Origin of the sequence: Streptomyces tubbatahanensis (assembly GCF_022699385.1) — a bacterium.
In the GTDB taxonomy this organism is placed as follows: Bacteria; Actinomycetota; Actinomycetes; order Streptomycetales; family Streptomycetaceae; genus Streptomyces; species Streptomyces diacarni.
Map to the genome: position 1 here is coordinate 7,181,910 of NZ_CP093846.1, position 26,735 is coordinate 7,208,644.

Genomic DNA, 26,735 nt, shown 5'->3' on the forward strand with positions numbered 1-26,735 from the left:
TTCCACTGGCGCCCCCGTGAGCCACACAAGTCGGGGTGCCGAGCGGTCAGAACATCGCGGAATCCTCAGCGACGAGTACGACATCGAGGGTGCGCGGCCCGTGTACGCCCTCCACCCGGTTCAGCTCGATGTCGCTGGTGGCCGAGGGCCCGGAGATCCACGTCTGGGGACGGACGGGATCCAACCGCTCCAGCGCCTGCGGAACCGAGCCGACGACCTGATCGGGTACCCGTACCACGCAGACGTGGTGGTCGGGTACGAGCGTGATGCTCCGCCGTCCCTGGTCCCGCGAGGCGTCCAGCACCAGCGTGCCCGTCTCGGCCACGGCGACGGCGCAGCCGGTCACCACACTGCCCACCGCGTCCAGATCGTGCGCAGTCAACGTCGGGGAGTCCGCGACGTGCTCGACGTCCCGCGGCAGCCATGCCTCCGGGACCCCCGCGGGAGTCACCACACTGTGCGACCCCTGTCGTGACAGCAGCTCGGCTACCACCTCCGGCAGCCCGGCGGGGGAGCAGTGGTGCACCCGGGCCCGGTAGTCGGTCAGGTGCTCCGACAGCAGCCGGACGGTCTCCCGCGGGCTGCGCTCCCCATGTACCCGCAGATAGTCGCGGCCGACCGGCGCCTCGTCGGGCCGCTCTCCGCGCGGCACGTCGGCCAGGGCGCGCCGCACCCGGCCCAGCACGGTCTCACGGCTGCTCATCGGACCCCTCCTGTCGGTCCTTCCCTCCGGGCGCTTCCGGCCGTCCCTCCTGGCGGACGTTCTCCCGCCCGTCTCCCCGCGCGGGTGTGCGTGTGCGTCGCCACCAGTCGCGGAAGGACTCGGGCGGTACCCGGGGCGTGTCCCTGGTGTCCGTCCAGGCGCTGCCCGGTCCCGGCAGCCTGTTCGGCACCAGCCGGCGGGCTCGCGCGGCGAGGCGCTCCCCCGCGCGCAGAGCGCGCGGGTGAGCGAAGGTCCAGGAGGCCGTCCGCATGGCGGCTCGTTCGGCCGCGTGCCCCTTGGCGGGCCGCACAGTCGTACGCTGCCCGCGGACCGTGACCGTCCCGCCCTGCACGACGCGCTCCCTCAGGTGCACCAGCACCTCGGGGATGTCGATGGCCACGGGGCACACCTCGTAGCAGGCACCGCAGAGCGACGAGGCGTAGGGCAAAGAGGCGTCCAGACCGGTCTCCACGCTGTCGAGCTGCGGGGTGAGGATCGCGCCGATGGGCCCCGGGTAGGGAGATCCGTAGGCGTGCCCGCCCGCACGTTCGTAGACCGGACAGACGTTGAGACATGCCGAGCAGCGGATGCACCGCAGCGTCTGCCGGCCCACCTGGTCGGCCAGTGTGTCCGTACGGCCGTTGTCCAGCAGCACGAGATGGAAGCCACGGGGGCCGTCGCCGTCGGTGCTGCCCGTCCAGGTCGAGGTGTAGGGGTTCATCCGCTCGGCCGTCGAGGAACGCGGCAGCAGTTGGAGGAAGACCTCCAGGTCCTGCCACGTGGGGACGACCTTCTCGATACCGACCACCGAGATCAGCGTCTCGGGAAGAGTAAGACACATCCGGCCGTTGCCCTCGGACTCGACGACGACGAGCGTCCCGCTCTCCGCGACCATGAAGTTCGCCCCTGAGATGCCCACCTTGGCGTTCAGGAACTTCTCCCGCAGATGCAGCCGTGCGGCCTCAGCCAACTGAGCGGGGCTGTCGCCGAGCCCGTCCGGCGCTGGCCGCCCCCAGCGGCCCATCTTCTCGGCGAAGATGTCGCGGATCTCGCCGCGGTTGCGGTGGATGGCGGGCACCAGAATGTGCGAGGGCCGGTCGTCCCCGAGCTGCACGATCAGCTCCGCCAGGTCGGTCTCGTAGGCCGCGATCCCGGCGTCCTCCAGCGCCTCGTTGAGGCCGATCTCCTGGGTCGCCATCGACTTGACCTTGACGACCTCGCGCTCGCCGGTCTCCCGTACGAGCCGGGTGACGATCTCGTTCGCCTCCGCCGCGTCCACCGCCCAGTGCACGGTGCCGCCGGCCGCGGTGACGGCGGCCTCCAGCTGCTCCAGGTAGGTGTCCAGATGGCGCAGCGTGCGGTCCTTGATCTGCGCACCGGCCGTGCGAAGCGCCGCCCAGTCAGGCAGCTCGGCCACCGCGCCCGCCCGCTTGTCGCGGATCGTGTGGGTGGCGTGCCGCAGGTTGCCGCGCAGCCGGGTGTCCCGGGTGGAGTCCTGCGCCGCCTGCGGGAAGGGCGGCATGCCCAGATAGGTGACGCTCACCGTGCCTCCCTGCTCGTCACGCTCGCCTCGGGGTTTCCTGTCCCCCGCTGAGGCCTCACAGCGGTGCCTCCCTGGTGCTCGCCAGGATCTCCGCCAGGTGCAGGGGGCGTACCCGCGAACCCGAGCGGGAGAGGACGCCGCCGATGTGCATCAGACAGGAGTTGTCCACCGCGCAGACCGACCCCGCGCCGCTCGCCTCGATGTGGCGCGCCTTGTCCGCGCCCATCGCGGAGGAGACGGCCGCGTTCTTCACGGCGAACGTTCCTCCGAAACCACAGCACTCCTCCGCGCCCTCCAGCTCCCTCAGCCGGAGTCCCTCCACCTGCTCCAGCAGCTGCCTGGGACGCTCGCCGAGAGTGAGCATGCGCAGTCCGTGGCAGGTCGGGTGATAGGTGACGGTGTGCGGGTAGTACGCCCCCACGTCCGTGACGCCCAGCACGTCGACCAGAAACTCCGTGAGCTCGTAGGTGCGGGGCACCACGCGCTCCGCCGCCGCGGACAGCACCCGTCCCCGTCCCTCGGCAGCCGCTTTCGCTCCGATGCGCGGGTAGTTGTCCCGCACCATCGCCGCGCACGACCCGGACGGCACCACGATGTGGTCGTACCCCTCGAAGGCGTCGGCATAGCGCTCCACCAACGGCTCGGTCGCGTGCCGGTAGCCGGTGTTGAACTGCGGCTGCCCACAGCACGACTGCGCTTCGGGGAAGTCCACCTCCACACCGAGCCGCTCCAGCAGCGTCACCACGGCCTGCCCCGTGCGCGGATAGAGCGCGTCGTTGATGCAGGTGACGAAGAGCGCTACGCGCACGACGCCTCCTTCCGTCCTCACCTGTCAGCCTTCGTGCCGACTCGCACCGGTTTCACGCCTGCCCGAGCCTGCGACCCACCGGCTACCGCCCTGCGGCGGCAGACCGTACGGATGATCACCGTCGGGGCCTACTGTCGCAGCAGTACCCCACCACGCACCAGATCCGGACCACGGACGGCGCGCACGACCCGGCCGTTCACCTGCATGAGTCGACAGGGAGCCCAAAGGCGTCCCTCAGGGCACCACCGTCCGCGTCACTGGGACGACGGCTCAGGCGGCCGCCGGAGCCGCCGACGCGTCGCTGTCCGAGGTGCCGGCAGCCGTCGTCAGCAAGTCCCGTACGTCCCGTACGGCGGCTCTCCCCGCACGGTTGGCGCCGATGGTGCTGGCCGACGGTCCGTAACCGACCAGGTGGACGCGCGGGTCGCGGGCAGCCCGCGTGCCGTCCAGCCGGATGCCGCCGCCGGACTCGCGCAGCCGCAGCGGTGCCAGATGGTCGATGGCGGGGCGGAACCCCGTCGCCCACAGGATCGTGTCGGCGGCTGCCCGGCTCCCGTCAGCCCACTGGACCCCCTCGGCGGTCACCGAGGAGAACATCGGCCGCCGCTCCAGAATCCCTCGCTCCCGGGCGTGCCGCAGCTCCTCCGTCATGGGCAGTCCTGTCACCGATACCACGCTCTGCGGAGGCAGCCCCCGGCGCACCCGCTCCTCCACCAGCGCCACGGCCGCACGGCCCTCCTGCGGCCCGAACCCGCCCGTGCGGAAGAGCGGCAGCCGCCGCGTCACCCACACGGTCTCCCGCGCGACCTCGGCGATCTCCATCAGGTGCTGCACTGCTGAGGTGCCGCCACCGACGACCACCACCCGCCTGTCCACGAAGGCGTCCGCGGAGGGACCCGGGTACTGCGCGGTGTGCAGTTGCCGGCCCCGGAAGAGCTCCTGCCCCGGTACGCGCGGCCAGAACGGACGGTCCCACGTCCCCGTCGCGTTGATCACTGTCCGTGTCGCCCAGTCACCTTCCGAGGTCCGCACCAGAAGGCGACCACCGTGGCCGGCCTCCCGGACCTCCCGTACGTCAACGGGCCGCCGGACCCGCAGGTCGAAGGCGTGCTCGTACGTGCTGAAGTACTCGCCGATCACCTCCGCCGAGGGGCGTCCGGGATCGGCTCCGGTCAGCTCCATGCCGGGCAGCGCGTGCATACCGTGGACCCGGCCGTAGGTCAGGGTCGGCCACCGGAACTGCCACGCACCGCCGGGTGCGGGGGAGTGATCCAGGACGACGAAGTCCGTACCGGGCACAAGACCCGTACGCCGCAGGTGGTAGGCGCTGGACAGCCCCGCCTGCCCGGCACCGATGACCACGACCTCCACAGTCTCCATGCCTGCGCCAACCACACACGGCCCCGGAACCTTCCCGCGACCCCGGCAGCACCCGGCCCCAGAATGGGAGCATGACCGACGCACTCCGCACCCACGTCCTGCGAGTCTCCACCGGCTCGTCCGAGACCGTCCACGACCTCACCCGCGACTGCGAGGCCTTCCTCGCCGAGGCCGCACGTGGCCGCGACGGTCTGCTCAACGTGTTCGTGCCGCACGCCACCGCGGGCATCGCCATCCTGGAGACCGGCGCAGGCAGCGACGACGACCTGCTCGCCGCGCTGCGGGATCTGCTGCCGCCGGACGACCGCTGGCGCCACCGGCACGGCAGCCCCGGCCACGGCCGTGACCACGTCCTCCCCGCCCTCGTCCCTCCCCACGCCACCCTCCCCGTCCTCGGCGGCTCCCTGGAACTGGGCACGTGGCAGTCGATCTGCCTGGTCGACACGAACGGGGATAATCCAGAGCGGAAGGTACGGCTCAGCTTCCTGGGAGGCTAGGCACGCGACCAAGGAGGGCTCCGGGCCCTGTGTTGTTCCAGCGGAGGCCGGCGGGTACGAACGCCGGCGACCCGGTGCTTTTGATGCGGCCCCGTGGGGCGCGGACACGGGGCGCTTAGCAGCGTGAAGGGCTGGGCAGCGAGCATGCAGACGTTTCTCCCTTATCCGGATTTCGCCGCCAGCGCCGCCGTGCTGGACATGCGCAGGCTGGGCAAGCAGCGGGTGGAGACGCTCCAGGTGCTGCGCGGTCTGACCGTGCCGGGCTACGGCTGGCGGAACCACCCCGCCGTACGGATGTGGGCCGGTTACGAGGAGGCCCTGGTCCGGTACGGCCTTGAGATGTGCCACGTGTGGACCGACAGCGGCAGGGCGGACACCTGTGCGGGAACCATGATGCAGGACTTCGCGGCGCTTGAGGACTTCGCTGACCCGCCCCGTGCTTACCGGGAACTTGCGGCCGCCGACGAACTGCCCAACTGGCTGGGCGATCCCGCCTTCCACCGCAGCCATCAGTCAGCCCTGGTCACCAAGGATCCTGCTTTCTACCGTACGCACTTCCCCGACGTCCCCGAGAAGCTTCCCTACGTCTGGCCGGCATCGGACCGCACGCGCGACGGGTGACGGACGCGTCCGTCCATGACGGGTCGCCGGACGGGAATCGGGGCGAGGCAGGGCGGGGCGTGGGCGACCATGCGTCCCTTCGACCACGGCGTGCCCTCGCACACGTTGCCGAGCACGTCCTCCGGGCGTTGCTCGTCGCCTGGATAAACCCGGCGCGGCACGAGATCACTGCATCGGAGTAACTCCACCCGGCTCGTGGGACGAGCCGGGCAGGCCGGACGTTAACTGGTTCTCGGGGAGCTGAGCGGATTTCCCGATGTTCACCGCTCTTCCGTCCTTGCCCGGTTGCCGCCGCGTACGCCGATCACCACCGTCGCGAAGGAGTTACGGATGCCCGATCCTGGGTCTTCCCCTCAGCAGTCGAGCACGCCTGCGGCTGCGGCCCGGGCCCCCGCCGCCCCCGCTGAGGAGGCCGGAACCGGGCAAGACGCTCTGCTCACTCTGCCGGGACCACCTGCGTTCCCCTTCCCTTTTCCTGCCGTAGGGGAGGCCCTCCCCGAGGTGCGCGAGTCCGCACCCGTGGCCGAGTCCGCGCCTGTGCATGTGCCCGAGCCCGAGCCCGTTTCGGAGGCCGATTCGGAGGCCGTGTCCGAGCCCACGCCCGGGTGCGACGACGGCACGGTTGGTGAGCCGAACTCCCGGTGCGCGGAGGAGAGCGCTGCCGCCGCGGGGCAGGCGGGGCAGGCGAGTTCGGCCCTGGAACGGATCCTGTGCGGTCCCAGCGGGCCGGGCACGTCGAGCCTGCGCCCTGGCGGGCGCGGCCTCGTCTCTCCGGCACCCCCGGCCTCCCAGGCGTCCCCATCATCCGAGACGTCCCAGCCGCCGGCGCAGGGGGAGCCGATCCCCGGGCTCTACCACCACCCGGTGCCCGAGCCCGACCCGGCGCGGGTCGGGGAGGTCAGCCGCAGGATCAAGAGGTGGGCGGTGGACGAGGTCCAGGCCTACCCGCCGGAGTGGGAGGAGGAGTTCGACGGCTTCTCCGTCGGCCGCTACATGGTCGCCTGTCATCCGGACGCTCCCACCATCGAACATCTGATGGTGGCCACGCGGCTGATGGTCGCGGAGAACGCGGTCGACGACTGCTACTGCGAGGACCACGGCGGCTCGCCCGTCGGCCTCGGCAGCCGCCTCCTGCTCGCGCACACGGCTCTCGACCCGCTGCACACGACGGGGGAGTACGAGCCGGCGTGGGTGGAGTCGCTCCAGTCTGATGCTCCTCGGCGCGCCTACCGCTCCGCGATGGAGTACTTCCTGCGGAAGGCGTCTGACTCCCAGGCCGACAGGTACCGGCACGACATGTCCCGTCTGCACCTGGGGTATCTCGCGGAGGCCGCATGGGCGCAGACGGAACACATGCCCGAGGTGTGGGAATACCTGGCAATGCGCCAGTTCAACAACTTCCGCCCGTGCCCCACGATCACCGACACCGTCGGCGGCTACGAGCTCCCTGCCGATCTGCACGCCAGGCCCGCCATGCAGCGGGTCATCGCGCTCGCCGGCAACGCCACCACTCTCGTCAACGACCTTTACTCGTACACCAAAGAACTCAAGAGCCCGGGCACGCATCTCAATCTGCCTGTCGTGATCGCCGAACGTGAGGGCCTCTCCGAAAGGGACGCCTATCTGAAGGCGGTCGAGGTCCACAACGACCTCATGCACACCTTCGAAACCGAGGCCGCCGCCCTGGCCGCCGCCTGCCCCGTCCCGAGCGTGCTGCGCTTCCTGCGGGGCGTGGCCGCCTGGGTGGACGGCAACCACTACTGGCATCAGACCAACACCTACCGGTACAGCCTGCCCGATTTTTGGTAAGGACGGACTTTTCTGTGACCAGCACCGAGCTCACCACCGCACAGGGTGCCCGCGCTTTCGTGCCCGCCCCGGCGTCGCCCTACCAGGGGGACATCGCCCGCTACTGGGACCAGGAGGCCAGGCCCGTGAACCTGCGCCTCGGCGAGGTCGACGGGCTCTACCACCACCATTACGGCATCGGCGACGTCGACCACGCCGCCCTCGGCGACACCGGCGACAGCGAGTACGAGAAGCGGTTGATCGCCGAACTCCACCGTCTGGAGTCGGCCCAGGCCGAGGTCCTCCTGGACCACCTCGGCCGCGTCGGGCGTGACGACATGCTCGTGGACGCCGGCTGCGGCCGGGGCGGTTCGATGGTCCTGGCCCATCAGCGCTTCGGATGCGAGGTCCGTGGCGTCACGCTGTCGGCCAAGCAGGCCGACTTCGCCAACCAGCGCGCCCGTGAACTCGGCATCGAGGAGCACGTGCGCGCCCGCGTGTGCAACATGCTGGAGACGCCCTTCGACACGGGGCAGGCCGCGGCCTCGTGGAACAACGAGTCGAGCATGTACGTCGACCTGCACGACCTCTTCGCCGAGCACGCCCGCATCCTCGCGGTCGGCGGCCGCTACGTGACCATCACCGGCTGCTGGAACCCGCGTTACGGCCAGCCCTCGAAGTGGGTCTCGCAGATCAACGCGCATTTCGAGTGCAACATCCATTCCCGCCGCGAGTATCTGCGTGCCATGGCCGACAACCGTCTCGTGCCGCACGCCGTCATCGACCTGACGGCCGCGACCTTGCCGTACTGGGAGCTGCGGGCCACGTCCTCCCTCGTCACCGGCATCGAGGAGGCGTTCATCAACTCTTACAAGGACGGTTCCTTTCAGTATCTTCTGATCGCTGCCGACCGCGTCTGAGCCACAGTCGGCCGGAAGTCCCGGGCCCGTCGCCCACCCGACCGGCCCGGGGCTTCCGGAAGGCCGCGATGTCGGGAGCGTTCCGGAACGCCGGGGCTTCCGGAACTCGGCGCTTCCGGAACCCGGGGGTTCCGGAACGCCGGGGGTCCGGGCTCCTGGCAGCGTCGGTCGCCCGTGTGGCCGTGGCGTGGCGGGTCGTCCGCCACTCACTCACACCGCCGGGGGAGGCGGCCCGATGTCCACCACTCGCGCCCACGCCGGTGGCGTGTCGGGGACGTAGTCGGGATCGTCCTCGTTCCAGGACCGGCTCTCATACCGGCGGGGGAAGAGGCCCACCACGGTCCGGCAGGGCGGCCGCGTGTCGGGCCAGGGCGTCTGCCCGTCGGTCAGGATGACGAGGACGTCCGGCTGAGGTCGCGAGCGGAGTGCCATGGCGAACCCCGTGCGCAGGTCGGTACCTCCACCGCCGAGCAGCGGTATGCCCTCGGCCTGACAGAGCGGATGCACGACCCGGGCGGCCGTATCGCACGGCAGGACGGAGACCAGATCCCGACGCCCGCCGAGGGCCCGGGAGATCGCGGCGACCTCGAGCAGCGCGCTGCCCAGTTCGGCGTCGCTGACGGAGCCGGAGGTGTCGATGACCACGGAAACCCGGGGCGGCCTGCGCCGGAGGCTCGGGAGGACGGCGCCGGGCACGCCGGCCGAGCGCCGCGACGGTCGGCCGTAGGCGTAGTCCTCGCTCGCGCCGGAGCCGGGAGCAGCAGAGCGGACCGCCGCTCCCAGCAACTCCCGCCACGGCTGCGGCGGGTGGACCACCTCTTCCGCCCACCGCCGCCAGCCCCGGGAGGTCCTGCCCGGACGGGCGGTGATGCCCTGCGCCACGCGGAACCTGACCGCTTCGCGTTCCTGTGCGGTGAGACCGTGCGCACCGTCGGGCCCCAGGTCCCACTCCCGTTCCAGCCCGTCGGCACCGCTGCCACAGTCCAGCCAGGCCATGCTCTGGGTACGCGGCCCCAGCCGGAACTGGCGCAGGTAGTCCTCCATGAGCTCCCCGTCCGGCAGCCCCAGCGTCCCTGGTCCGACGGCGCCTTGCGGCCGGGCCAACCCGTCGCCGAAGGCGTCGTCGTTGATCTCGCAGTCGGCGGCGATGTTCATACGCAGGCGTTCCGCGGGACCGGTCGACCCGTGCTCCCGTGCGTAGCGGTCACTGCGCCCGTGGTGATCGCGCAACAAGTGGGACACCTCGTGCACCCACACGCCGCCCAGTTCCTCCACCGGCGTCCGGTCCACGAACGCCGGTGACGCGTAGCAGCGCCAGTGCCGGTCGACGGCCATCGTCGGAACCTGCCGGGACTCAACGGTGTGCAGTGCGAACAGCGCTGTCGCCAGGTAAGGCCGGCTCCGTGCGGCGTGCAGTCGGGCGGCGAAGAGCTTGTCGAGGTCGAGCGCCCCCGGAGCGTCGGCGGTCATCGTCCCGGCCTCGCGGCGACGCCGGCGCACCGTTCGGCCGCTCGCTTCGCGGCGCGGTCCGCGCGCTGGGAGAGGGTGACCGCTCCCGCGAGCCTGTCGATGGATTCCGGCACGTCCCAGTCGTCGCGGCGCAGTGCGGCCAGGGTGTTGGCGGGCACGACCACCAGATCCGGTGCGCCCGTCTCCACCGCCCGGACGAGCAGGGTCCACGCGGCGTCCCAGCGCGACTTCTCGGGGCGGTTGCGCACGGCCTGCACCACGCCGTCGAGCACGGCCTGGCGCAGATCTCCCCGCTCCGGCAGGACAGCTCCCGACGGGTCGGCGAGCAGTGTTTCGGGGTCAGGGAGGTCCATGCGGTCCAGGCTCGCCATCAGCTCCAGTCCCGGGCCGTCGCCCACCGCGCCTCTGACCAGCAAGGAGAGCACCTCCCTTGAGGAGCCGGCAGCGGTGGCGAAGGCGACCATGCACACGGCCGTCTCCCAGCTGCGGGGCGAGGGCCAGGCGCCGCCGCGGCGGGTCTCGTTGCCGGGAAGCCGGTGCACGAGGCCAGGGCGGGCGGACAGGAGCCCGCACACCGCGCGGCGAGCGAAGTCCACGGCCTGGGGCAGCTTTTTCCCGTCGAGCCGCGGCAGCGTCGCTCGGGGCCACGTTCCCCCGAGTCCTCGCACCACGGTCTCGGGATCGTGGGTCCAGTTGAGATGGACGAACCGGTTGGCCAGGGGCGCGCTCAGCTCCCAGCCGTCGGCCGCCGAGGAGCGCGGATTCGCGGCAGCGACGATCCGGACCCCGGGTGGCAATCGCAGGGCACCGATTCTCCGTTCGAGTACGAGGCGCAGCAGGGCGGCCTGGACGGCGGGCGGCGCGGTGGACAGTTCGTCCAGGAACAGCAGTCCGCGGCCGGCCCGTACCAGCCGCACGGCCCAGTCCGGCGGTGCCATCGGAATGCCCTCTTCCGCCGGGTCCGCTCCGACGACGGGCAGTCCGGAGAAGTCGGACGGTTCGTGCACGCTGGCGATCACTGTGGTCAGGGGAAGATCGAGGGACCTGGCGAGCTGGGTCAGGGCCGCGGTCTTGCCGATCCCCGGCTCGCCCCACAGGAGGACGGGCAGGTCGGCGGCCACGGCCAGTGTCAGGGCCTCCAGCTGCGTGTCGCTGCGCGGTTCGCTCGTGCGGTCGCGCAGCAGAGTCAGCAGCTCGCCGGCGACGTCGAGTTGGGAGGCGCCGGCCGGGTCGGAGGGGGCCGGGGCCGCGTGGGACGGGGCGCATGGGGGCAAAGAGATCACCTTCGGTTGCGTCGTGAGGTTGGTGGCAGATGCCGGGCGGAGGCAGCGCGGCAACGGGACCGGCGAGAGGCGCCGCGCTTGCGGGTGTGCGGGTGTGCGGGTGAGGGAGGCGAGCGGGCGAGGCTCGGATCAGTGAGGGGCCGCGTCGCGCGGGTGTGAGCGGTGGTCGGGCGAGCGGCGACGCTTCGGGTGGTCGCGGCCGGGACCGGCTCCGACCAGGCCCTCCCGGAACAAGTGGTAGGTGACGCGTCGCTGCGCGGCCGCCTCCAACTCGTTTCGCAGGGCGCCGCTCCGCAACACCGCCTTCGTGCCCAGCAGGCTCTCGACAGCGGCCAGCGCACCGGCGTTGTCGCCATGGGCGAGCCGCTCGCGGACTCCCGCGAAACACTCCGGCCTGCGCTGGGCCCGGTCGACGGCCTGGAGGCAGGGGAGGGGAGTCCCGCTCAGCGCGGCCAGCAACTCCTCCCGCCGGATCTCGGACGGGTCGTGGTCCAGTGGAGTCAGCACCCCGTCGGCGAGGCCGATCCGGTGCCGGGCGCCCCGGCACTCGACGATCTGGGGCCCTCCGGGATGCTCTGTGACCACGGGCGAGTCCGTCGGTGAGCGCTCGGGCGCCAGCGCCGAGGCGACCAGTGGGTGCAGCTGGCCGGCTTCGAGGAGACCGGCACGGAGCAGCGCGAGGTCGGGCAGTGTCCAGGTGGCGGCCTCAGGCAGGACCGGCAGACGCGAGACGCTGCCGTCTGTGGCCGCCGCGCCGCGCAACCTGGCGGGTCGTCCGCTTCCGTCGTCGTCCGAGAGGAGGTCCAGGAACAGCCGGTGCCGCACTCCAAGCCGTACGATGACGGCGCCTGCGGACCGCCCTTCGCTGCGCAGGAGGATGTCCGCCTCGGCCGCCCAGCGGTCGATCGGGCAGTGCTGCCCCCACGGCCGCGCCCCGGGCAGCTCCGGGCTGTTGTCGCCATCGTGTTCGGTCGGTGGCCGGTCGGCGCCTGACCGGGTCAGCAGCTCGTCGGCGCTTCGCACGTCCCACAGGTGGCGGTGCAGATCGAGCCGGAAGCGCCGGTGGGGCCGGGGGTGCGGATGGTGGCGGATGCCGACCGGCGCGTCTGGGCCGGACCGGGACGCGTCCCACAGCGCGAGGCTGAAGCGCTGGCCGGCGTCCGCCCAGGCCGGTGGGGTCCGCGCCACCAGGTGCACGGGGCCCGCACCGCCGGGCCCCACGGTGTCGTAACGGGCCAGCGAGAGCGTCAGTCCTGGCCGTAGCAGTCCGTCGGGAGCGATCCTCGGCATGTGCCAGCGCAACAGGTCCGGCGCCAGGTGGCGCAGGTCGTTCCTGATGCGGGCGGCGAGCTCCCGGCCCCGGGTACGGGCCACGGAACGCAGGTCGAGGTCGACGTCGAGGTGCGCGGCGGCGCATGCCCCCGCCCAGTCCCCGGACAGGCGGCGGGCGGTGGCAGTAGCGATCATGGAGGGCGGCACGGCGAACTCGCGCACGCGCAGCCAGAAGGAAAGCCGGGGGTCTCGTTCCGCGGTAGGAGTGCCCATCAGCACTCACCTTGCGCGGAGCGGACCTCCCATCCGTCAGACAGTCCGTTGAAAGAATGCGAAGTCATCGCCGTGACCGTACTGCTCCGCTCGGCGCCGCGCCACGCATTTTCTCCCTTCCCGCGGCACGGCCTCTCGGCCGGTGACGGGACCGACGCGCCCCGTGTGGTCAGGGTGAGGGCCGGCCGGTGATCCAGTCGTAGGCCTCCTGCGCGTCGAACGCGCGCTGTCCGCCCGCGAACAGCAGACCCGCCTTCGCGAAGGCGGGATCGTCCGCCGTCGCGGGCACGTAGGGAATGGCGATGCACCGCATGCCGGCACGGTGCGCCGCCTCGGCCCCTGGCGTGGCATCCTCCAGGACGACGCAGTCGGCAGGCTGGACGCCCAGCCTGCGCGCGGCCTCCAGGAACACGTCCGGCTCCGGCTTGCCGTGCGCCACCTCCTCGGCCGAGACGCGCAGCGGCAGCAGCGCGTCGAGGCTCGTCGCACCGAGGACGGCGTCGATGGCGGCGCGCGACGACCCGGAGGCGACAACCAGCGGGACGCCGGCGGAGTGCAGCCGCTCGACCAGTTTCCGCATCTCAGGGAACACCTGCGTGCCCGAGCGCGCCAGTTGCAGATAGAGGCGGTTCTTCTCCGCCAGCAACGCGTCGACCGGAGTCGTCAGCCCGTGTCGGCGGCGCAGGGTCTCCAGGGTCTCCCGGGTGCCGATCCCGATGAACTGTGAGTGCTCTTCCCAGGTGAAGTGGGGGACACCGTGCGCGGCCAGGAGTTGCCTGCCCGCCTCGTAGTAGTGCGGCTCGCTGTCGACGAGTGTGCCGTCGAGGTCGAAGACGACCGCCGGGCGGGCAGAGGGGCTGCTCATGTGTTCCAGCATGCCAAATGCGAGGTCAGGTGCTCAGGGCCGGTCTCATCCGAGGCGGGCGGATCAGGAGGCTGTTCGGGCACACGCGGCTGGGAAGCGGGAGGGTCCTCCATGTGGTGCCCTGCCGCGGCCAGTCCCTCCGACACGGCCTCGGTGAAGGCGGCGATGGTCTCGTTGTGGCGGCTCGGGACCCAGACGACCGAGGTGAGCCAGGCCAGCGGCGTCCCCTCCAGCCGCCGCCAGACCAACCCGTGGGGCAGGGGCGTGCCGGGGGCCTCGTTCAGATGGACGCCCCGCCCGGCCAGCACGAGCCCCTGCACGAAGTTCGGGTTGCGGGCGTGCCGGATGGAGCCGGGGAGGAAGCCCTCGTCCCGGCAGATGGTGAGCATGTGGTCGTAGAGCCGGGGCGCCATGGCGCGGGGGAAGATGACCAGCGGCGCGCCGTTGAGATCCCGCATGCGCACCGTACGGGATGCGGTGCCCGTGCCGGCCGCCAGCGGGTGGTCCGCCGGCAGGACGACGCCCAGCTCACGCCGCGCCACCGGACCGGACTCCAGACCGATCGTGTCCGAGGGATGGCGGACGACGCCCGCGTCCAGCTCGCCCTCCCGCAGCCGGGAGAGCTGCTCGTCCGTGGTCAGCTCGTGCAGGTCGATCAGGACGTCCGGCACCCGGCGGGCGAGGCTCGCGGTCAGCGTCGGCAACACCACCGGGGTGGTGTCGGGCGGTACGCCCACCCGCAGGACCCCCGCCTCGCCGGGCCGGATCCGGCGCATCGCCTCGCGGGCGCTGTCCACCCCGACGAGTACCGGCCTGACGTACTCCAGCAGCAGCGCACCCGCCTCGGTGAGCTGGACGCGGTGCCGGGTGCGGTCGAACAGCCGCACCCCCATCTCGCGCTCCAGGTCGCGGATGCGCTGTGACAGCGGCGGCTGAGCCATGTGCAACCGCTCCGCGGCTCTGCCGAAGTGGAGTTCCTCGGCCAGCACGGCGAAATAGCGCAGGTGACGGAGTTCCATGGCTTGACCATATCGCTGCGATATCACCGAGGGTCCGGATTGGTGTTGGCCGGGGCCCGAGCCGCGCTGCTTGCATGACTGCTCACGGGACGCCCGTCCACGGGCGATGCGCCCCCACCCCGATCCACCGTGCGCTGTGGCGCCTTTGTCGCCGCGTGCGCACACCCGGAGAAAGGCACCCTCTTCCATGACCGAGACGAGCAGCATCGTCATCGTCGACGAGCACCCGGTACAGGGCGCGTCCGCACCAGCCTTCGTCGCGGAGGTGACGCTCAACCGCCCGGAGAAACTCAACGCCTGGACCGGCCGGATGCGCGAGGAGCTGGTCGCCGCACTCGAAGCGCTGGGCGCCGACGAGAAGTGCCGCGCGGTGGTCCTCACCGGCGCGGGCCGGGCCTTCTGCGCCGGTCAGGACCTCGCGGAGACGGCCGCCATCGACCCGGACGACCATGCCGCGGCCGAAGCGTGGATCGACGACTTCGGCCGCCTCTTCCGCGTGCTGCGGGGGCTGGAGAAGCCGACCGTCGCCGCCGTCAACGGGGTGGCCGCGGGATCGGGGTTCCAGTTCGCACTCCTGGCCGATCTGCGCATCGGGCACGCCGAGGTGAAGATGGGCCAGCCGGAAGTGCTCTCCGGAATTCCCAGCATCACCGGCATCTGGGCCATGTGGGGCATTCTCGGGCGGGCGAAGACCACGGAGTTCGCGCTCACGGGACGGCTCGTGGACGGCACCGAGGCCCAGCGGCTCGGACTGCTCAGCCGGCTCGTCGCCGCGGACGAGGTCAGGGCGGATGCACTGGCCGAGGCCGCCCGGCTCGCGGAGCTGCCGCCCGGTGCGGTCGCTCTCACCAAGGGCCGGATCCGCGAGCTGGACGACGCGGGGCTCGACGAGGCGATCGCCGCGGCCAAGAAGGTGCACACGGCCGCCTACGCGACCGGCGAGCCGCAGCGCGAGATGGCCCGCTTCCTGGCAGGCCGCCGCCGCTGACCGTGCTCGCCGCACCGGTTGCCGTACCGGTCGCAGCCATCGACGCGACCGGTCGCACCCATCCGTACGAGAGGAACCCCCGCCCCATGAGTACCAGCCTCACCCCCTCCACCGGGGAGGCCGCCTACTGCAGGCTCGTCGAGGAACACCGGTGGAGCGTGCCCGAGCGCTACAACATGGCGGCCGACGTCGCCGACAGGCATCCGGGAGACAAGCTCGCGCTGATCTTCGAGGACCACACCGGCTACCGCGAGGAGGTGACCTGGCAGCGAGTCCAGGACCGCTCGCGGCAGATCGCCGCCGCACTGCACAGGATCGGCGTCCGCAAGGGCGACCGGGTGGCGGTGCTGCTGCCGCAGCGCACCGACACCCCCGCCACCTACCTCGGCGTGCTGCGCACGGGAGCCGTCCTGGTGACGATGTCCCTGCTGTGGGCCGACGAACCCATCCGGTACAGGCTGGCCGACTCGGGCGCCACCGTCCTGGTGACCGAGACCGCCGCACTGGAGCGGGCCGGCGCCTTCTCCGGCCCTGTCGTCAACGTCGACGATCCCGCCATCGGCGCGCTGCCGCCTGAGTTCGACACCGTGGACACCGCGCCCGACGACCCGGCGCTGATCTTCTACACCTCCGGTACCACCGGCGCCGCCAAGGGCATCGTGCACGCCCACCGCACCCTGCTCGGGCACAACGAGTTCCGCTGCTGCCACGACCTGCGGCCCGGCGACGTGTTCTACGGCGCCGGTGACTGGGCCTGGTCCATGGCCAAGTTGATGGGGCCGTTGCGTGCCGGCGCCGTCCACCTCGTCCACCGGCCGGCGGGTGGCTTCGACCCGGAGGGGCTGCTGGCGGCGATGTCCCGTAACCGGGTCACGACAGCCCTGGTCAACCCGACCTTCCTGCGTAAGATGATGCAGGCCGTCCCGGACGCCGGCAGTCGCTACCCGCAGGTGCTGCGCGTGGTGTGCTGCTCCAACGAGCCGCTCACCCCGGAGCTCATCGAGTGGTTCCGTGCCCAGTTCGGCGTGACCCCGCTGGACTACTACGGCTCCACCGAGTCCTACCCACTGCTCGGAAACTTCCCCGGCGTTCCGGTCAAACCGGGCTCGATGGGCCGGCCTCTGCCCGGCTGGGACGTCGCGCTGCTGGACGCGGACGACCGCGAGGTGCCCGTCGGGGAACCCGGTGAGATCTGCCTGCGCGCCGGGTCGAACCCGCAGTACCCGCTGGGCTACTGGAACCGGCCCGAGGCCGCCGCCGAGACCTTCGGCGGCACCTGGTACCGGACCAAGGACCAGGCCGTCATGGACGAGGACGGCTACTTCTGGTTCCTCGGCCGCACCGACGACGTCATCAAGACGTCCGGATACCGCGTCGGTCCCTACGAGGTGGAGGCCGTACTGCGCGGCCATCCCGCGGTCGCCGAGGCGGGCGTCGTCGGCGTGCCGGACCCGGTGCGCGGCCAGGCCGTCAAGGCGTGGATCGAGCTGAGCCCCGGATACGAGCCGAGCGAGGCGCTCGCCCGGGAGATCTCGGACTTCGCACGCGCCGCGCACTCCCGGTTCGCCTACCCGCGGCAGGTCGAGTTCGCCGACGCACTGCCGCGTTCGGCAACCGGAAAGATCCAGCGGAGCGCGCTGCGCGCACGCGACACCAGCCCTGCCAACCCCGACGCCGCGTAGCCGACCAGGAGGACGACGGACATGACGACGGACCGCTGGATTCCGGCACCGCAGGAAGCGCCCGCCCAACAGACGGCCGGCCCCGCCGAGGAGAGCGGGGTGCGGCGCAAGGTCACCGCGGCCACCGCCGTCGGCAACTTCGTCGAGTGGTTCGACTCCGGCGCGTACGCGATCATGTCCGCCACCCTCGCCGGGCTCTTCTTCCCGCAGTACGACGCGACGGCCGCCCTCCTGGCCACCTGGGCGGTCTTCGCCGGCGGCTTCATCGCCCGCCCGCTGGGTGCCGCCTTCTTCGGCCGCTACGGCGACCGGATCGGCCGCAACCGCATGCTCGCGCTGAGCGTGCTGTGCATGAGCGGCTCGACGTTCCTGATCGGGCTGCTGCCCGGCTACGCCACACTCGGCATCACCGCGCCTGTGCTGCTGTTCGTGCTCCGCACGGTGCAGGGCTTCTCCACCGGAGGCGAGTACACCGGTGCGGCGGCCTTCATCATGGAGTACGCCCCCGAGGGCCGCCGCGCCCGCTACGCCAGCGTCGTCCCGCTCACGGTCGGCCTGGCCTCGGTGGCGGGCGCCATGACGGGCCTGGCCCTCACCTCCTCCCTCGACGAGGCGGCGCTGAACAGCTGGGGCTGGCGCATTCCGTTCCTGCTGGCGGGACCGCTCGGCCTGATCGGCCTCTACCTGCGCAGCCGGATCCAGGACACCCCGGTCTTCCGGGCGATGGAGAAGCGCGACGCGGTGCACAAGGCGCCGCTGCGGGACGCGTGGCGGGTGTGCCGCAGGCAGGTGCTGACGCTGTTCGGCTACAGCATCACCAACGCGATCGGCTACTACCTGATGAGCAGCTACATGATCGCCTACATGTCGGAGGAGGTCGGCTACAGCAAGGCGGAGGCGATGCTCACCAGCGTGGTCGCGATGCTCGCCTACAGCGCGGCGTGCCCGCTGATGGCGGCGGCCAGCGACCGTTTCGGACGCAAACCCATGCTGCTGGTGGCCTGCGGAGGCTTCGCGGTGGCGACTCTTCCGGCCTTCTGGCTGATCGGCACCGGGCTGCCCGGAGCCGTCGTGGGCGCCACGGTGCTGGCCGTCCTCGTCGCGGTCATCGGCACCTCCAACGTACCGGCGATGGTCGAGATGTTCCCCGGGCAGCTGCGGGCGAGCGGTTCGGCCATCGGATACACCGCCGCCTACGTGCTCTTCGGCGGCACCGCGCCGTTCGTGGCCACGGGCGTCGTCTCGCTCGCCGGGAGCCCCCTCGCACCCGGGTTCTATCTGATGATCGTGGCGGCCGTCTCGGCGCTCGTGGTGCTCTTCTCCTTCCGGGAGACCGTGCACCTGCCGCTCACCCGCACAACCGTGCTGGAGAAGTAAGCGGTTCAGCACCGGAGGGACGAGGAACGGAACGCGCCCCTCGTCCCTCCCGGATGCGTTCCCCACCGCGTGGTGGTGTCGCCGCCACGCCGGGCGGCCGTGCGACGGCAGGGTGCGTGCGGTTCGCCGTGGGCGGGCCCGGGCCCTCGGCGTCGTGGTGCGGCTGACAGGCACGCCGGCGGCTCCGTGAGGTGTCTTGGACGGGTCTGGACGGGAAGCGACGGGTCCGGCCGGGCCTGGCAGGCTGAGACGATCACGATCCCGGTCCTGGTCCCACCCGGGCCGCGGGCGCGGACGGTGGCTGACCGTATGGCGAGGAGGACGACCGTGACGACCGAGGAACCGACTGAGGGACCGGACGGTGAGCGGGCCGAGGGACCGGCTGGTGAGGGGGCCGACGGGCCGGTCGGTGAGGGGGCCGACGGGCCGGTCGGTGAGCGGGCCGACGGGCCGGCCGAGCTGACCGCCGCCGAGCTGTCTCATCTGCGCAGAGCCGTGGAGCTGGCCGCCGAGGCCCTCGCGGCCGGGGACGAGCCCTTCGGCTCGGTGCTGGTCGGCGCCGACGGCCGGTCGCTGACGGAGGACCGGAACCGTGTGCACAGCCTCGACGACCGCACTCGCCACCCGGAGTTCGCGCTGGCGCGATGGGCCGTCGACCACCTGAGCGAACGCGAGCGGGCGGCCGCCACGGTGTTCACCTCAGGCGAGCACTGCCCGATGTGCTCCGCCGCGCACGGCTGGGCCGGGCTCGGCCGTATCGTCTACGCGCACTCCACCGCTCAGCTCACCGAGTGGCTCACCGCTTGGGACGTTCCCGCCTCTCCCGTCCGCCCGCTGGCGATCGAAGAGGTGCTGTTCGACGTGCCGGTGCACGGTCCGGTGCCCGACCTGACGGACGAACTCCGCGAGCTGCACCGCCGCTTCCACCAGCGCCGGCCCCGGAGTTGAGGTGGCGTAGGGGGTACGCGGGCCCGAGCGCTGACGTGACGTACGGGGGTACGCGGACGCGTGGCCTCAGCCGGTGTCGAGGCCGTCGATCAGGCGGTTGAGGAACCGGGTGAAGGTGGCGTCGGGTGCGAGAGGGCGCCGGGGGGCGGAAAGGGCCTCGGCGAGTTCCGGGTGGCTGCCGTCGCCAGCGACAGCGGCGAGATAGCGGCCCTCGGCCGCGGTCCGCTCCGGCGAGCGCGAGACCGCGGCCTGCGCGATCTCGTGAGAAACGTGGCCCGTCACGAATGCGGTGAGCTGGGCGAAGACCTCCAGCTTCGCCGCACCGTCCAGCCGGGTGGGCCGCAGGACGGCGAGCACGTGTTCCAGAAAGGCCAGCGTGTTGGGGCCCGGAACGCGGTGGGTGAGCAAGGCGGCGGGCAGCCAGGGGTGGCGCAGCATGTGGGCGCGCTGCAGGCGGGCCACGGCCTTCAGATCGGCCCGCCAGTCGCCGCTGGGTGGGTCCGTGACCGCGAGCTCGCCGGTGACGTGGTCGACCATCAGCTCCAGCAGTGTGTCCTTGTCGGGGGCGTAGCTGTAGAGCGACATGACGCCCGCGCCGACCTCGGCGGCCACCCGTCGCATGGTGACCACCTCGAGCCCGTGGGCGTCCGCGAGGGCGACAGCGGCCGCGGTGATCGCCTCCCGGCTGAAGGAAGGCCTGCGGCCCCTGCGCGGCTCGCCGGGACGCAACCAGAGCTCTTGGGGGTCCACGCCCTCTGCACCTGACCGCCCGTCACGGGACACGGTTTCGCTCTCCTCTCCCTGCTGCCGCGGATTCCGGCTGCTGCGCGGTACCGGCTGTCGAACGCTTCCGACTGTCGATTCTGCTGGGCTGCCGAGCGACGGCTCTTGCGAGGACCATCCAAGCATCCTCTATTCTCGTACTTAGTACGGGAATGAAGGAGGGGACGATGTCATCACGCACGCATGAAGCCGTCGCGGAGCAGGCCTGGGCGCCACCCGCCGGGAAGCCCCCACTGTCCTCACGGCTGATGAGGGCGACCTGGCGCGGACTGCCGGCGAAACAGCACGAGGCGGGATGGGAACCGGGGCTGGTGGTGCCGGGGGGCGACGGCAGCCCGTTGCTCACTGACCACTACTTTCCGCGCGCCCACGGCGACTTCCCCACCCTCCTCGTCCGTTCGCCGTACGGCCGAGGTCTGCCGTGGTCACCGCAGTACGGCCTGCTCTTCGCCGAACAGGGCTTCCACGTTCTCCTGCAGAGCTGCCGCGGTACCGGCGGTTCGGGCGGCGTGTTCGACCTGTGGCGCAACGAGGCCGCCGATGGCCGGGCCACCGTGTCCTGGCTGCGCGCACAACCGTGGTTCAACGGAACGCTGGGAACCGTCGGGCCCAGTTACCTGGGCTACGTGCAAGGGGCGCTGGCCTCGGACCCACCGCCGGAACTGAAGGCGATGGTGGTGCAGGTAGGGCTGCACGATCCCTATGCCCTGTTCTACGCGGACGGTGCGCTCCGTCTGGAGAACACCCTCGCCGTGGCCGTCGGCATGCACTACCAGCACCAGGGCGTGGCGCCGTTCCTCAGGGCGACACTGCGTCTCCGGCGCCGCCTGCGCCACGTCACCACCGCGCAGCCGCTGCGTGCGGCGTACGTGTCCGCCCTCGGGGGCGAACTGCCGTGGCTGGAGGAGGTGCTGAGCCATCCGGATGCCGAGGACGCCTACTGGCGCGGCGCGTCGTTGCTGGAGTCCGGGGAGTCGGGGAAGTCGCGGAAGCCTGGGAAGTCGAGGGAGCCGAGGGAGCCGGGGGAGTCGACGGAACGGCTTCGCGTGCCCACAGCTTTGATCACCGGGTGGTACGACGCGCTGGCCGACCAGACGCTCGAGCAGTACGACCGACTGCGCAGGGCCGGATGTGAGACCACCCTGCTCGTCGGCCCCTGGACGCACACGTCCGCTCTACAGCGCGGATGGCCGCAGGTTTTCGCCGAGAGCCTCGCCTGGCTGCGTGCCCACCTGTGCGCCGATCCCTCCGGCCTGCGGCCCACAGCGGTGCGCGTGCACCTCGGCGGCGACACCTCCTGGCGGGACCTCGACCACTGGCCGCCGGTCACCGCTGCCACCCCCTGGTATCCCCTCGCCGGCGGGCTTCTGACCCGGCGGGCCCCGACGGGCTCCGCACCGGTGACAGCGCTGCGCTACGACCCCGCCGACCCCACCCCCTCCCTCGGTGGCCCGACTCTGTCCGGCACCGCAGGGCCCCGGGACAACCGCGCCCTGGAGGCCCGGGACGACGTCCTGACCTTCACCGGCCCACCGCTGACCGAGCCCCTCGACATCCTCGGCCCCGTCTCCGCACGGCTGGCCATCTCCACGGACACCGGATACGCCGATGTCTTCACCCGCCTGTGCGACGTGGACCCACGGGGCCGCTCCGTCAACATCTGCGACGGATTCCGCCGACTACCGACGGCTGAAGGGGCGTCGTCCTCGCAGGTCACCGTCCCGATGAGCTCCACCGCCCACCGCTTCCCTGCCGGCCACCGCATACGCTGGCAGATCAGCGCAGGAGCCCACCCGCGCTACACCCGCAATCCCGGCACCGGCGATTCGCCGCTGGACGCCACCACCTCCATGCCGGTGCACCTCATGCTCCACACGGACTCGGCACTGGTACTCCCGACCAGTTCCGAGCCGACGTAACGCGTCAGCCCTCCAGGAAGGCGCAGTCGACGGCCGACGATTGGCCCAGACCACAGCACGTGTACCTGTTACCGTCGTTGCCCCCAGACGGAGCGGCGAAGGGCAGCGCGATGGCCGAGGGCACACAGCGCCGGACACGGGCCTACATCGGATCGTTCACCTCCGCGGGAGGCCGCGGTATCACCACGGCGGCCCTCGACACCGCCACGGGGGCCCTCACCCCGCTGCATCACACGGAAGGCGCCGTCACGGATCCCTCGTTCCTGGCGCTGGCCCCCGCCGGAGGAACCCTCTACGCGGTCAGCGAGAGCGATCAGGGCGGCGCTGCGGCGTTCTCCCTGCGCCACGCGGAGCCCCCCGAGCTCCTGGGGAGCACCGTTTCCGTGGACGCCGCGGGCCCCACGCATCTGAGCGTCGCGGATGGCCGTCTGTTCACGGCGAACTACACCTCGGGCAGCGTCACCGCCCTGCCCCTGGGCGCCGACGGAGGCCTGGAACCCGCTCCCGTCACTCATCAGCACCACGGGAGCGGGCCCGTCGCGGACAGGCAGGAGGGGCCGCACGCCCACGCCGTCGTACCTGGCCCTTCGGGGCAGTGGCTGCTCGTCACCGATCTGGGCACCGACTCGGTGTGGATCTACGACCTGCGGGGCACGTCCTTCGGCCTCCGCCTTCACCGCGAGGTGCCGCTCCGCGCCGGGACCGGCCCGCGGCATCTGGCGTTCGCCGCTGAGGCGCGCGGCCGGACAGCGGAATCGCCGGAAGCCGAGCGGGTGTACGTCGTCAACGAACTGGACTCGACGGTGACGACATGCCGTTGGCACAGCAGGACAGGCGAGCTGGAGCCCCTGGGGGAGACCCGGGTCGTGCCGTCCGGACGCACGGGTCCGGCCAACTATCCCTCCGCGCTGGTCCTCTCGCCCGACGGACGCTTCGCCTGGGTCGCGAACAGGGGAGACGACAGCATCGCCGTTCTCGACCTGACGGCGGATGAGCTGCCCGTCCTCACCGCCACCGTTCCGTGCGGCGGCCACTGGCCGCGCGATCTCGCCGCGCCCCCGGCGGGCGGGCGGCTGTACGCGGCCAACGAACGGTCCGGTGATGTCACCTGGTTCGACGTGGACCCTGAGACCGGCATGCCGCACCGAGAAGGCTCCCTGCCGGCTCCTGCCGCATCCTGCGTCGTTTTCGACGTCCCTCTCGACTGACCGGTTCGTCTCTCTTTGCTGACCGGTTCGACGGTCCCTTCGGGCGGACCCGCCGTACCTGCGCCGAGGGAAGCTCATGTCCGGGCGGACGGAATCGCCGTACCCGCGCGGAGGGGTCTCCGCGCGGATACGGCGATTCCGCGACACACGGCACACGGCACACGGTGCACGGCGCGCGTCCGCCGCGTCGCTTGGACTCGGTCCGCCCGCCTCCGACCGCCCGCTCCGCCGCGCGCGACCGGGCCGACGGCTCAGTGCACCGGCATGCCCTGCTGCTGGGCCGCCTCAGGCTGGGCGATCCCGGCCTTGGCCGCGAACGTGGACGCCACGAGCTTGCCCAGCGCGGGGTAGGCACCCAGTGGTTCCGCCGTCGAGCAGCCCGCTTCCTGGGCGGCGGCCTCCAGCAGCCCGTCAGCGATCTCCGGGCCGATCAGGCACGGCGCGACGGCCAGGTTCTGCGAACCGGAGCCGCGCAGCTGTTCGGCCGTGTGCTGGATGGCGCCCTCGTCGTCGAGTGCCGCGGCGAGCACCGGCACCGCCAGCCGGGCCGCCAGCAGCATGCCGGTGATACCGGCCGCCTGCACAGCTTCCTCCCCGCCGACGGTGGCCAGGATGATGCCGTCCGCCGCCGTCGCCACGGTGAAGAGCCGGGCCCGGTCGGCACGTGCCAGGCCCGCCTCGGAGAGCCGCACGTGAACGGCCTCGGCGAGCAGCGGGTGCGGCCCCAGAACGTCGGTCAGCTCGGCTCCGGAGGCGCTGCCCAGCACCTCCTGACGGATACGCCGCAGCTGGGCGGCGTCCGGTCCGGCCAGCAGCGGGACGACGACGGCGGGCAGGCCGGCGTCCTCCTCGGGGGCCGGGGCGGCGACGGGGGCCTCGGGCTCCTCCGAGGCCGCTCCGTCCGCAGTCGCGGCCGACGTCTCGCGGGCCTCCCGCGCGTACCGTATCCGGGTCGCACGGTCGCTCACCGCCGAGGTGAGGGCGGCGCGGATGGTGGGGAACTCCTCGTCGTCACCGTCGGTGAAACCGATCCGCGCGTCCAGACCGGGCAGCTCCGAGCGCGCGATGCTCAGCGTCTCCTCCGCGAGGCTGCGCGTGGCGCTGGAAGGGGTGCCGGGGACGGCCAAAACCAGGGCCGGCGCGCCCTCGGGGGCGACGACGGGCTCCGGGCGGCGGTGCCGTCCGGGCCGGCGGGGACGTGGCATTCGTACGGGCAGGCCATTGTCCGGTCCTGTGGGGGAGCTCATGCGCCCGCATGCTAATGCCTTGCTGAGGTCGGCTGTTCGGCCGGGGGAGGCAGGTGGGCGTATGTCCCGATTCGTCCAGGTCGAAGAGCGCTGTTTTCTGACTGTTCCTGCCTCCGCGTGCTCCCTCTCCGACCGGATGTGTCCGTCGGGCCACGCGAGAGGTGGCAGGCGAGCTGGGCAGGACAGGCCTGCGCGCACAGGAGGCGCGGGCGGGGGCGGGCGGGGCTCTGCCTCAGGCGGTCCCAGGGGCGTCCGTAAGGCGCAGCAGAGCCGGGTCGGGCGGCAGTGCGACGCCGCCCGTGGTCAGACGCCCCGCGAGCAGCAGCGCGCCGTCCAGCGGGCCTCCCGTGGCCTCGACCACCCGCGCCTGCGGCAGCTGCTCGGCCAACTCGGTGCGCAGCGGTCCGAGGAGGGGCTCACCCATGGCGAACAGGCCACCGGTGAAGGCGACGCGCACGGGCGCTCTCCCGTGCGCTTCCCGCGGTCCCTCGCCCGGCACCTCGCCGCCGCTGGAAGGGCACACGGTCCCCTCGCTGGTGGAAGGGCGCGCCGCAGCGCCGGAAGGGCACACGGCCACGGCGCTGGCCGCGATCTCGCGGGCGGCCGCTCGCAGGATGCCCGCCGCCACATGGTCCCGCTCCGCGCACCGTGCCACCTCGGGCGCGAACGAGGCGAGCACGGCGGGACGGTCGGTGCGCGGATACAGCCGTCCCGGCAGCCCGCTGAGGGGCGTCCCGAAGACGGTCTCCGCCCTGTCCCGCAGCGCTGTCGAGCCACCCGCTCGCCCATCGTGTGCGCGCATGGCCGCCTCCAGGCCTGCCCGGCCGATCCACGCGCCGCTGCCGCAGTCGCCCAGCAGGTGGCCCCAGCCGTCGGCGCGTCGCCAGGTGGCCAGATCGGTGCCCAAGGCGATCATCCCGGTGCCCGCCGCCACCACCGCGCCCGGCTGCTCGCCGAGCGCCCCCGCGTACGCCGTCACGGCGTCGGCGGCGAGCGCCAGCCGGCGCACCCGGAACTCCCGTGCCAGCAGACCGGGCAGCTCGGCACGCAGCCCGTCGCCGAGCGTGGCCATCCCCGCTGCGCCGACGCAGGCCGCCGCGATCCGCGGCCCTGGGCCTCGCCTGGCGCCCGCCGCGGACGGCATCCCGGAACCGGACTCGGGCCCGGCCCCCGCCTCGGCCAGCAACGTCCGCACGGCTGGCACCAACTGCTCCGCCATGTGCGCCGGATCGATGCCGGAGGCGTTCGTGCGGACCGGCTCCGCACAGGTGACGCTCCCCGCCGGCCGGGGGCTCGCCCCCACGTCCGCTTGCTGCCACCCCAGGGCGATCCGGAGCCCCGATCCTCCCGAGTCCACTCCGAGCACCCATGTGCCCTCGCCGGCCGCCCCGGTGCTCACGGCAGGCGCCAGTCCACGGGCTCGGCCCCCTGCTGGGCCAGCAGTTGGTTGACGCGGCTGAACGGGCGCGAACCGAAGAAACCCCGGTCCGCGGACATGGGCGAGGGGTGCGAGGACTCCACCGAGGGCAGGCCGCCCAGCAGGGGGCGCAGGTTGCGTGCGTCCCTGCCCCACAGCACCGACACCAGTGGACGCTCCCGTGCGACCAGCGCTCGGATGGCCTGTTCGGTGACCTCCTCCCACCCCTTGCCGCGGTGGGCGGCGGGCTTGCGCGGGGCCGTGGTCAGCGCCCTGTTGAGCAGCAGCACCCCCTGTCGCGTCCAGGGCGTCAGATCGCCGTTCGAAGGGCGGGGGAGGCCCAGGTCACTGTTCATCTCCCGGAAGATGTTCTCCAGGCTGCCCGGCAACGGCCGCACGTCGGGGGCGACGGAGAAGGAGAGACCGACCGCGTGCCCCGGCGTGGGGTAAGGGTCCTGGCCGACGATGAGGACGCGCACCTCGTCGAACGGCTGTTGGAAGGCTCTGAGCACGTCGGCTCCCGAGGGGAGGTAGGTTCTCCCCTCCGCGATCTCCGCGCGCAGGAAGTCGCCCATGGAGGCGACTCGTTCGGCGACCGGCTCCAGGGCCTTGGCCCAGCCCGGTTCGACAATCTCGTTCAACGGTCGTGCAGCCACGAGCCGTCACTCTACTGGCACATTCGGACTGGCTCATCCGGCCCGGTCGGGCCGCCACCCGGACGGGA

The 26,735-nt window shown here is 72.1% G+C and carries 23 protein-coding genes; 10 read left to right on the forward strand and 13 right to left on the reverse strand.

Annotated elements, in window-relative coordinates:
* Positions 1 to 46: 46 nt before the first annotated feature.
* The 4 genes from MMF93_RS30795 to MMF93_RS30810 form a co-directional block, all read right to left on the reverse strand.
* The gene (locus MMF93_RS30795) at positions 47 to 703 is read right to left on the reverse strand and encodes a LutC/YkgG family protein (RefSeq protein WP_242756440.1); all 657 of its coding nucleotides are present in this window, start codon (positions 701 to 703) and stop codon (positions 47 to 49) included.
* A complete protein-coding gene (locus tag MMF93_RS30800) occupies positions 690 to 2,246 on the reverse strand; it encodes a lactate utilization protein B (RefSeq protein ID WP_242756441.1) in 1,557 nt (518 codons plus the stop codon). The genes MMF93_RS30795 and MMF93_RS30800 overlap by 14 nt, the downstream gene beginning before the upstream one ends.
* 55 nt (positions 2,247 to 2,301) lie before the next feature.
* Complete coding sequence (locus MMF93_RS30805) at positions 2,302 to 3,054, reverse strand: (Fe-S)-binding protein (protein ID WP_242756442.1); 753 nt, start codon at positions 3,052 to 3,054, stop codon at positions 2,302 to 2,304.
* Between the two features lie 270 nt (positions 3,055 to 3,324).
* Positions 3,325 to 4,434, reverse strand: a complete 1,110-nt coding sequence (locus MMF93_RS30810) for an NAD(P)-binding domain-containing protein (RefSeq protein ID WP_242756443.1) — start codon at positions 4,432 to 4,434, stop codon at positions 3,325 to 3,327.
* Positions 4,435 to 4,505: 71 nt separating this feature from the next.
* Between MMF93_RS30810 and MMF93_RS30815 the strand changes: the two genes are divergently transcribed.
* The 4 genes from MMF93_RS30815 to MMF93_RS30830 all read left to right on the forward strand — a co-directional run bounded on the left by MMF93_RS30815 (position 4,506) and on the right by MMF93_RS30830 (position 8,260).
* Entirely contained in the window at positions 4,506 to 4,931 is a 426-nt protein-coding gene (locus MMF93_RS30815; RefSeq protein WP_114022359.1) for a secondary thiamine-phosphate synthase enzyme YjbQ, read from the forward strand.
* Positions 4,932 to 5,075: 144 nt separating this feature from the next.
* Positions 5,076 to 5,552, forward strand: a complete 477-nt coding sequence (locus MMF93_RS30820; protein ID WP_242756444.1) for an MSMEG_6728 family protein — start codon at positions 5,076 to 5,078, stop codon at positions 5,550 to 5,552.
* A 330-nt stretch (positions 5,553 to 5,882) separates the two neighbouring features.
* The gene (locus tag MMF93_RS30825; protein ID WP_242756445.1) at positions 5,883 to 7,361 is read left to right on the forward strand and encodes a family 2 encapsulin nanocompartment cargo protein terpene cyclase; all 1,479 of its coding nucleotides are present in this window, start codon (positions 5,883 to 5,885) and stop codon (positions 7,359 to 7,361) included.
* A 14-nt stretch (positions 7,362 to 7,375) separates the two neighbouring features.
* A complete protein-coding gene (locus tag MMF93_RS30830) occupies positions 7,376 to 8,260 on the forward strand; it encodes a geranyl diphosphate 2-C-methyltransferase (RefSeq protein ID WP_242756446.1) in 885 nt (294 codons plus the stop codon).
* A 210-nt stretch (positions 8,261 to 8,470) separates the two neighbouring features.
* Here MMF93_RS30830 and MMF93_RS30835 read toward each other — a convergent pair whose 3' ends face one another.
* The 5 genes from MMF93_RS30835 to MMF93_RS30855 all read right to left on the reverse strand — a co-directional run bounded on the left by MMF93_RS30835 (position 8,471) and on the right by MMF93_RS30855 (position 14,442).
* Positions 8,471 to 9,730, reverse strand: coding sequence for a vWA domain-containing protein (locus tag MMF93_RS30835; protein WP_242756447.1), 1,260 nt, complete (start codon positions 9,728 to 9,730; stop codon positions 8,471 to 8,473).
* Positions 9,727 to 11,004, reverse strand: coding sequence for an AAA family ATPase (locus MMF93_RS30840; protein ID WP_242756448.1), 1,278 nt, complete (start codon positions 11,002 to 11,004; stop codon positions 9,727 to 9,729). Before MMF93_RS30840 ends, MMF93_RS30835 begins: the two co-directional genes overlap by 4 nt.
* Positions 11,005 to 11,142: 138 nt before the next feature.
* Positions 11,143 to 12,558, reverse strand: coding sequence for a hypothetical protein (locus tag MMF93_RS30845; protein WP_242756449.1), 1,416 nt, complete (start codon positions 12,556 to 12,558; stop codon positions 11,143 to 11,145).
* A gap of 169 nt (positions 12,559 to 12,727) precedes the next feature.
* Positions 12,728 to 13,423 (reverse strand): HAD family hydrolase, encoded by a 696-nt coding sequence (locus MMF93_RS30850; RefSeq protein WP_242756450.1) that lies wholly within the window; start codon positions 13,421 to 13,423, stop codon positions 12,728 to 12,730.
* Positions 13,420 to 14,442, reverse strand: a complete 1,023-nt coding sequence (locus MMF93_RS30855; RefSeq protein ID WP_242756451.1) for a LysR family transcriptional regulator — start codon at positions 14,440 to 14,442, stop codon at positions 13,420 to 13,422. Before MMF93_RS30855 ends, MMF93_RS30850 begins: the two co-directional genes overlap by 4 nt.
* Before the next feature lie 187 nt (positions 14,443 to 14,629).
* Here MMF93_RS30855 and MMF93_RS30860 point away from each other — a divergent pair, with 187 nt between their 5' ends.
* The 4 genes from MMF93_RS30860 to MMF93_RS30875 all read left to right on the forward strand — a co-directional run bounded on the left by MMF93_RS30860 (position 14,630) and on the right by MMF93_RS30875 (position 19,437).
* Positions 14,630 to 15,430, forward strand: a complete 801-nt coding sequence (locus MMF93_RS30860) for an enoyl-CoA hydratase/isomerase family protein (RefSeq protein WP_242756452.1) — start codon at positions 14,630 to 14,632, stop codon at positions 15,428 to 15,430.
* 86 nt (positions 15,431 to 15,516) lie between these two features.
* Positions 15,517 to 17,112, forward strand: a complete 1,596-nt coding sequence (locus tag MMF93_RS30865; protein WP_242756453.1) for an acetate--CoA ligase — start codon at positions 15,517 to 15,519, stop codon at positions 17,110 to 17,112.
* A 21-nt stretch (positions 17,113 to 17,133) separates the two neighbouring features.
* Entirely contained in the window at positions 17,134 to 18,489 is a 1,356-nt protein-coding gene (locus MMF93_RS30870; RefSeq protein WP_242756454.1) for an MFS transporter, read from the forward strand.
* A 459-nt stretch (positions 18,490 to 18,948) separates the two neighbouring features.
* Positions 18,949 to 19,437, forward strand: coding sequence for a nucleoside deaminase (locus MMF93_RS30875; RefSeq protein ID WP_242757862.1), 489 nt, complete (start codon positions 18,949 to 18,951; stop codon positions 19,435 to 19,437).
* Between the two features lie 66 nt (positions 19,438 to 19,503).
* Here the strand turns inward: MMF93_RS30875 and MMF93_RS30880 are convergent, their stop codons facing one another.
* Positions 19,504 to 20,220, reverse strand: coding sequence for a TetR/AcrR family transcriptional regulator C-terminal domain-containing protein (locus tag MMF93_RS30880; RefSeq protein ID WP_242756455.1), 717 nt, complete (start codon positions 20,218 to 20,220; stop codon positions 19,504 to 19,506).
* Between the two features lie 167 nt (positions 20,221 to 20,387).
* Here MMF93_RS30880 and MMF93_RS30885 point away from each other — a divergent pair, with 167 nt between their 5' ends.
* Both MMF93_RS30885 and MMF93_RS30890 read left to right on the forward strand, forming a co-directional pair.
* On the forward strand, positions 20,388 to 22,139 hold the full coding sequence (locus MMF93_RS30885) for a CocE/NonD family hydrolase (RefSeq protein WP_242756456.1): 1,752 nt from the start codon (positions 20,388 to 20,390) through the stop codon (positions 22,137 to 22,139).
* 110 nt (positions 22,140 to 22,249) lie between these two features.
* Complete coding sequence (locus MMF93_RS30890; RefSeq protein ID WP_242756457.1) at positions 22,250 to 23,347, forward strand: lactonase family protein; 1,098 nt, start codon at positions 22,250 to 22,252, stop codon at positions 23,345 to 23,347.
* Positions 23,348 to 23,598: 251 nt separating this feature from the next.
* On the opposite strand, the gene MMF93_RS30895 is transcribed toward MMF93_RS30890, so the two are convergent.
* From MMF93_RS30895 to MMF93_RS30905, 3 genes are all read right to left on the reverse strand, one after another.
* Positions 23,599 to 24,594 carry a sirohydrochlorin chelatase family protein gene (locus MMF93_RS30895; RefSeq protein WP_242756458.1) on the reverse strand — a complete coding sequence of 332 codons (996 nt, stop codon included), beginning with the start codon at positions 24,592 to 24,594 and terminating at the stop codon, positions 23,599 to 23,601.
* 232 nt (positions 24,595 to 24,826) lie between these two features.
* The gene (locus MMF93_RS30900; RefSeq protein WP_242756459.1) at positions 24,827 to 25,993 is read right to left on the reverse strand and encodes an N-acetylglucosamine kinase; all 1,167 of its coding nucleotides are present in this window, start codon (positions 25,991 to 25,993) and stop codon (positions 24,827 to 24,829) included.
* The gene (locus tag MMF93_RS30905) at positions 25,990 to 26,667 is read right to left on the reverse strand and encodes a uracil-DNA glycosylase (protein WP_242756460.1); all 678 of its coding nucleotides are present in this window, start codon (positions 26,665 to 26,667) and stop codon (positions 25,990 to 25,992) included. The genes MMF93_RS30900 and MMF93_RS30905 overlap by 4 nt, the downstream gene beginning before the upstream one ends.
* Positions 26,668 to 26,735: the final 68 nt, after the last annotated feature.

Coding starts and splice junctions, on each gene's coding strand:
- MMF93_RS30795 (WP_242756440.1), bottom strand. CDS start 703: ATGAGCAGCCGTGAGACCGTGCTGGGCCGGGTGCGGCGCGCCCTGGCC.
- MMF93_RS30810 (WP_242756443.1), bottom strand. CDS start 4,434: ATGGAGACTGTGGAGGTCGTGGTCATCGGTGCCGGGCAGGCGGGGCTG.
- MMF93_RS30815 (WP_114022359.1), top strand. CDS start 4,506: ATGACCGACGCACTCCGCACCCACGTCCTGCGAGTCTCCACCGGCTCG.
- MMF93_RS30820 (WP_242756444.1), top strand. CDS start 5,076: ATGCAGACGTTTCTCCCTTATCCGGATTTCGCCGCCAGCGCCGCCGTG.
- MMF93_RS30825 (WP_242756445.1), top strand. CDS start 5,883: ATGCCCGATCCTGGGTCTTCCCCTCAGCAGTCGAGCACGCCTGCGGCT.
- MMF93_RS30835 (WP_242756447.1), bottom strand. CDS start 9,730: ATGACCGCCGACGCTCCGGGGGCGCTCGACCTCGACAAGCTCTTCGCC.
- MMF93_RS30845 (WP_242756449.1), bottom strand. CDS start 12,558: ATGGGCACTCCTACCGCGGAACGAGACCCCCGGCTTTCCTTCTGGCTG.
- MMF93_RS30850 (WP_242756450.1), bottom strand. CDS start 13,423: ATGAGCAGCCCCTCTGCCCGCCCGGCGGTCGTCTTCGACCTCGACGGC.
- MMF93_RS30855 (WP_242756451.1), bottom strand. CDS start 14,442: ATGGAACTCCGTCACCTGCGCTATTTCGCCGTGCTGGCCGAGGAACTC.
- MMF93_RS30860 (WP_242756452.1), top strand. CDS start 14,630: ATGACCGAGACGAGCAGCATCGTCATCGTCGACGAGCACCCGGTACAG.
- MMF93_RS30865 (WP_242756453.1), top strand. CDS start 15,517: ATGAGTACCAGCCTCACCCCCTCCACCGGGGAGGCCGCCTACTGCAGG.
- MMF93_RS30870 (WP_242756454.1), top strand. CDS start 17,134: ATGACGACGGACCGCTGGATTCCGGCACCGCAGGAAGCGCCCGCCCAA.
- MMF93_RS30885 (WP_242756456.1), top strand. CDS start 20,388: ATGTCATCACGCACGCATGAAGCCGTCGCGGAGCAGGCCTGGGCGCCA.
- MMF93_RS30890 (WP_242756457.1), top strand. CDS start 22,250: ATGGCCGAGGGCACACAGCGCCGGACACGGGCCTACATCGGATCGTTC.
- MMF93_RS30895 (WP_242756458.1), bottom strand. CDS start 24,594: ATGAGCTCCCCCACAGGACCGGACAATGGCCTGCCCGTACGAATGCCA.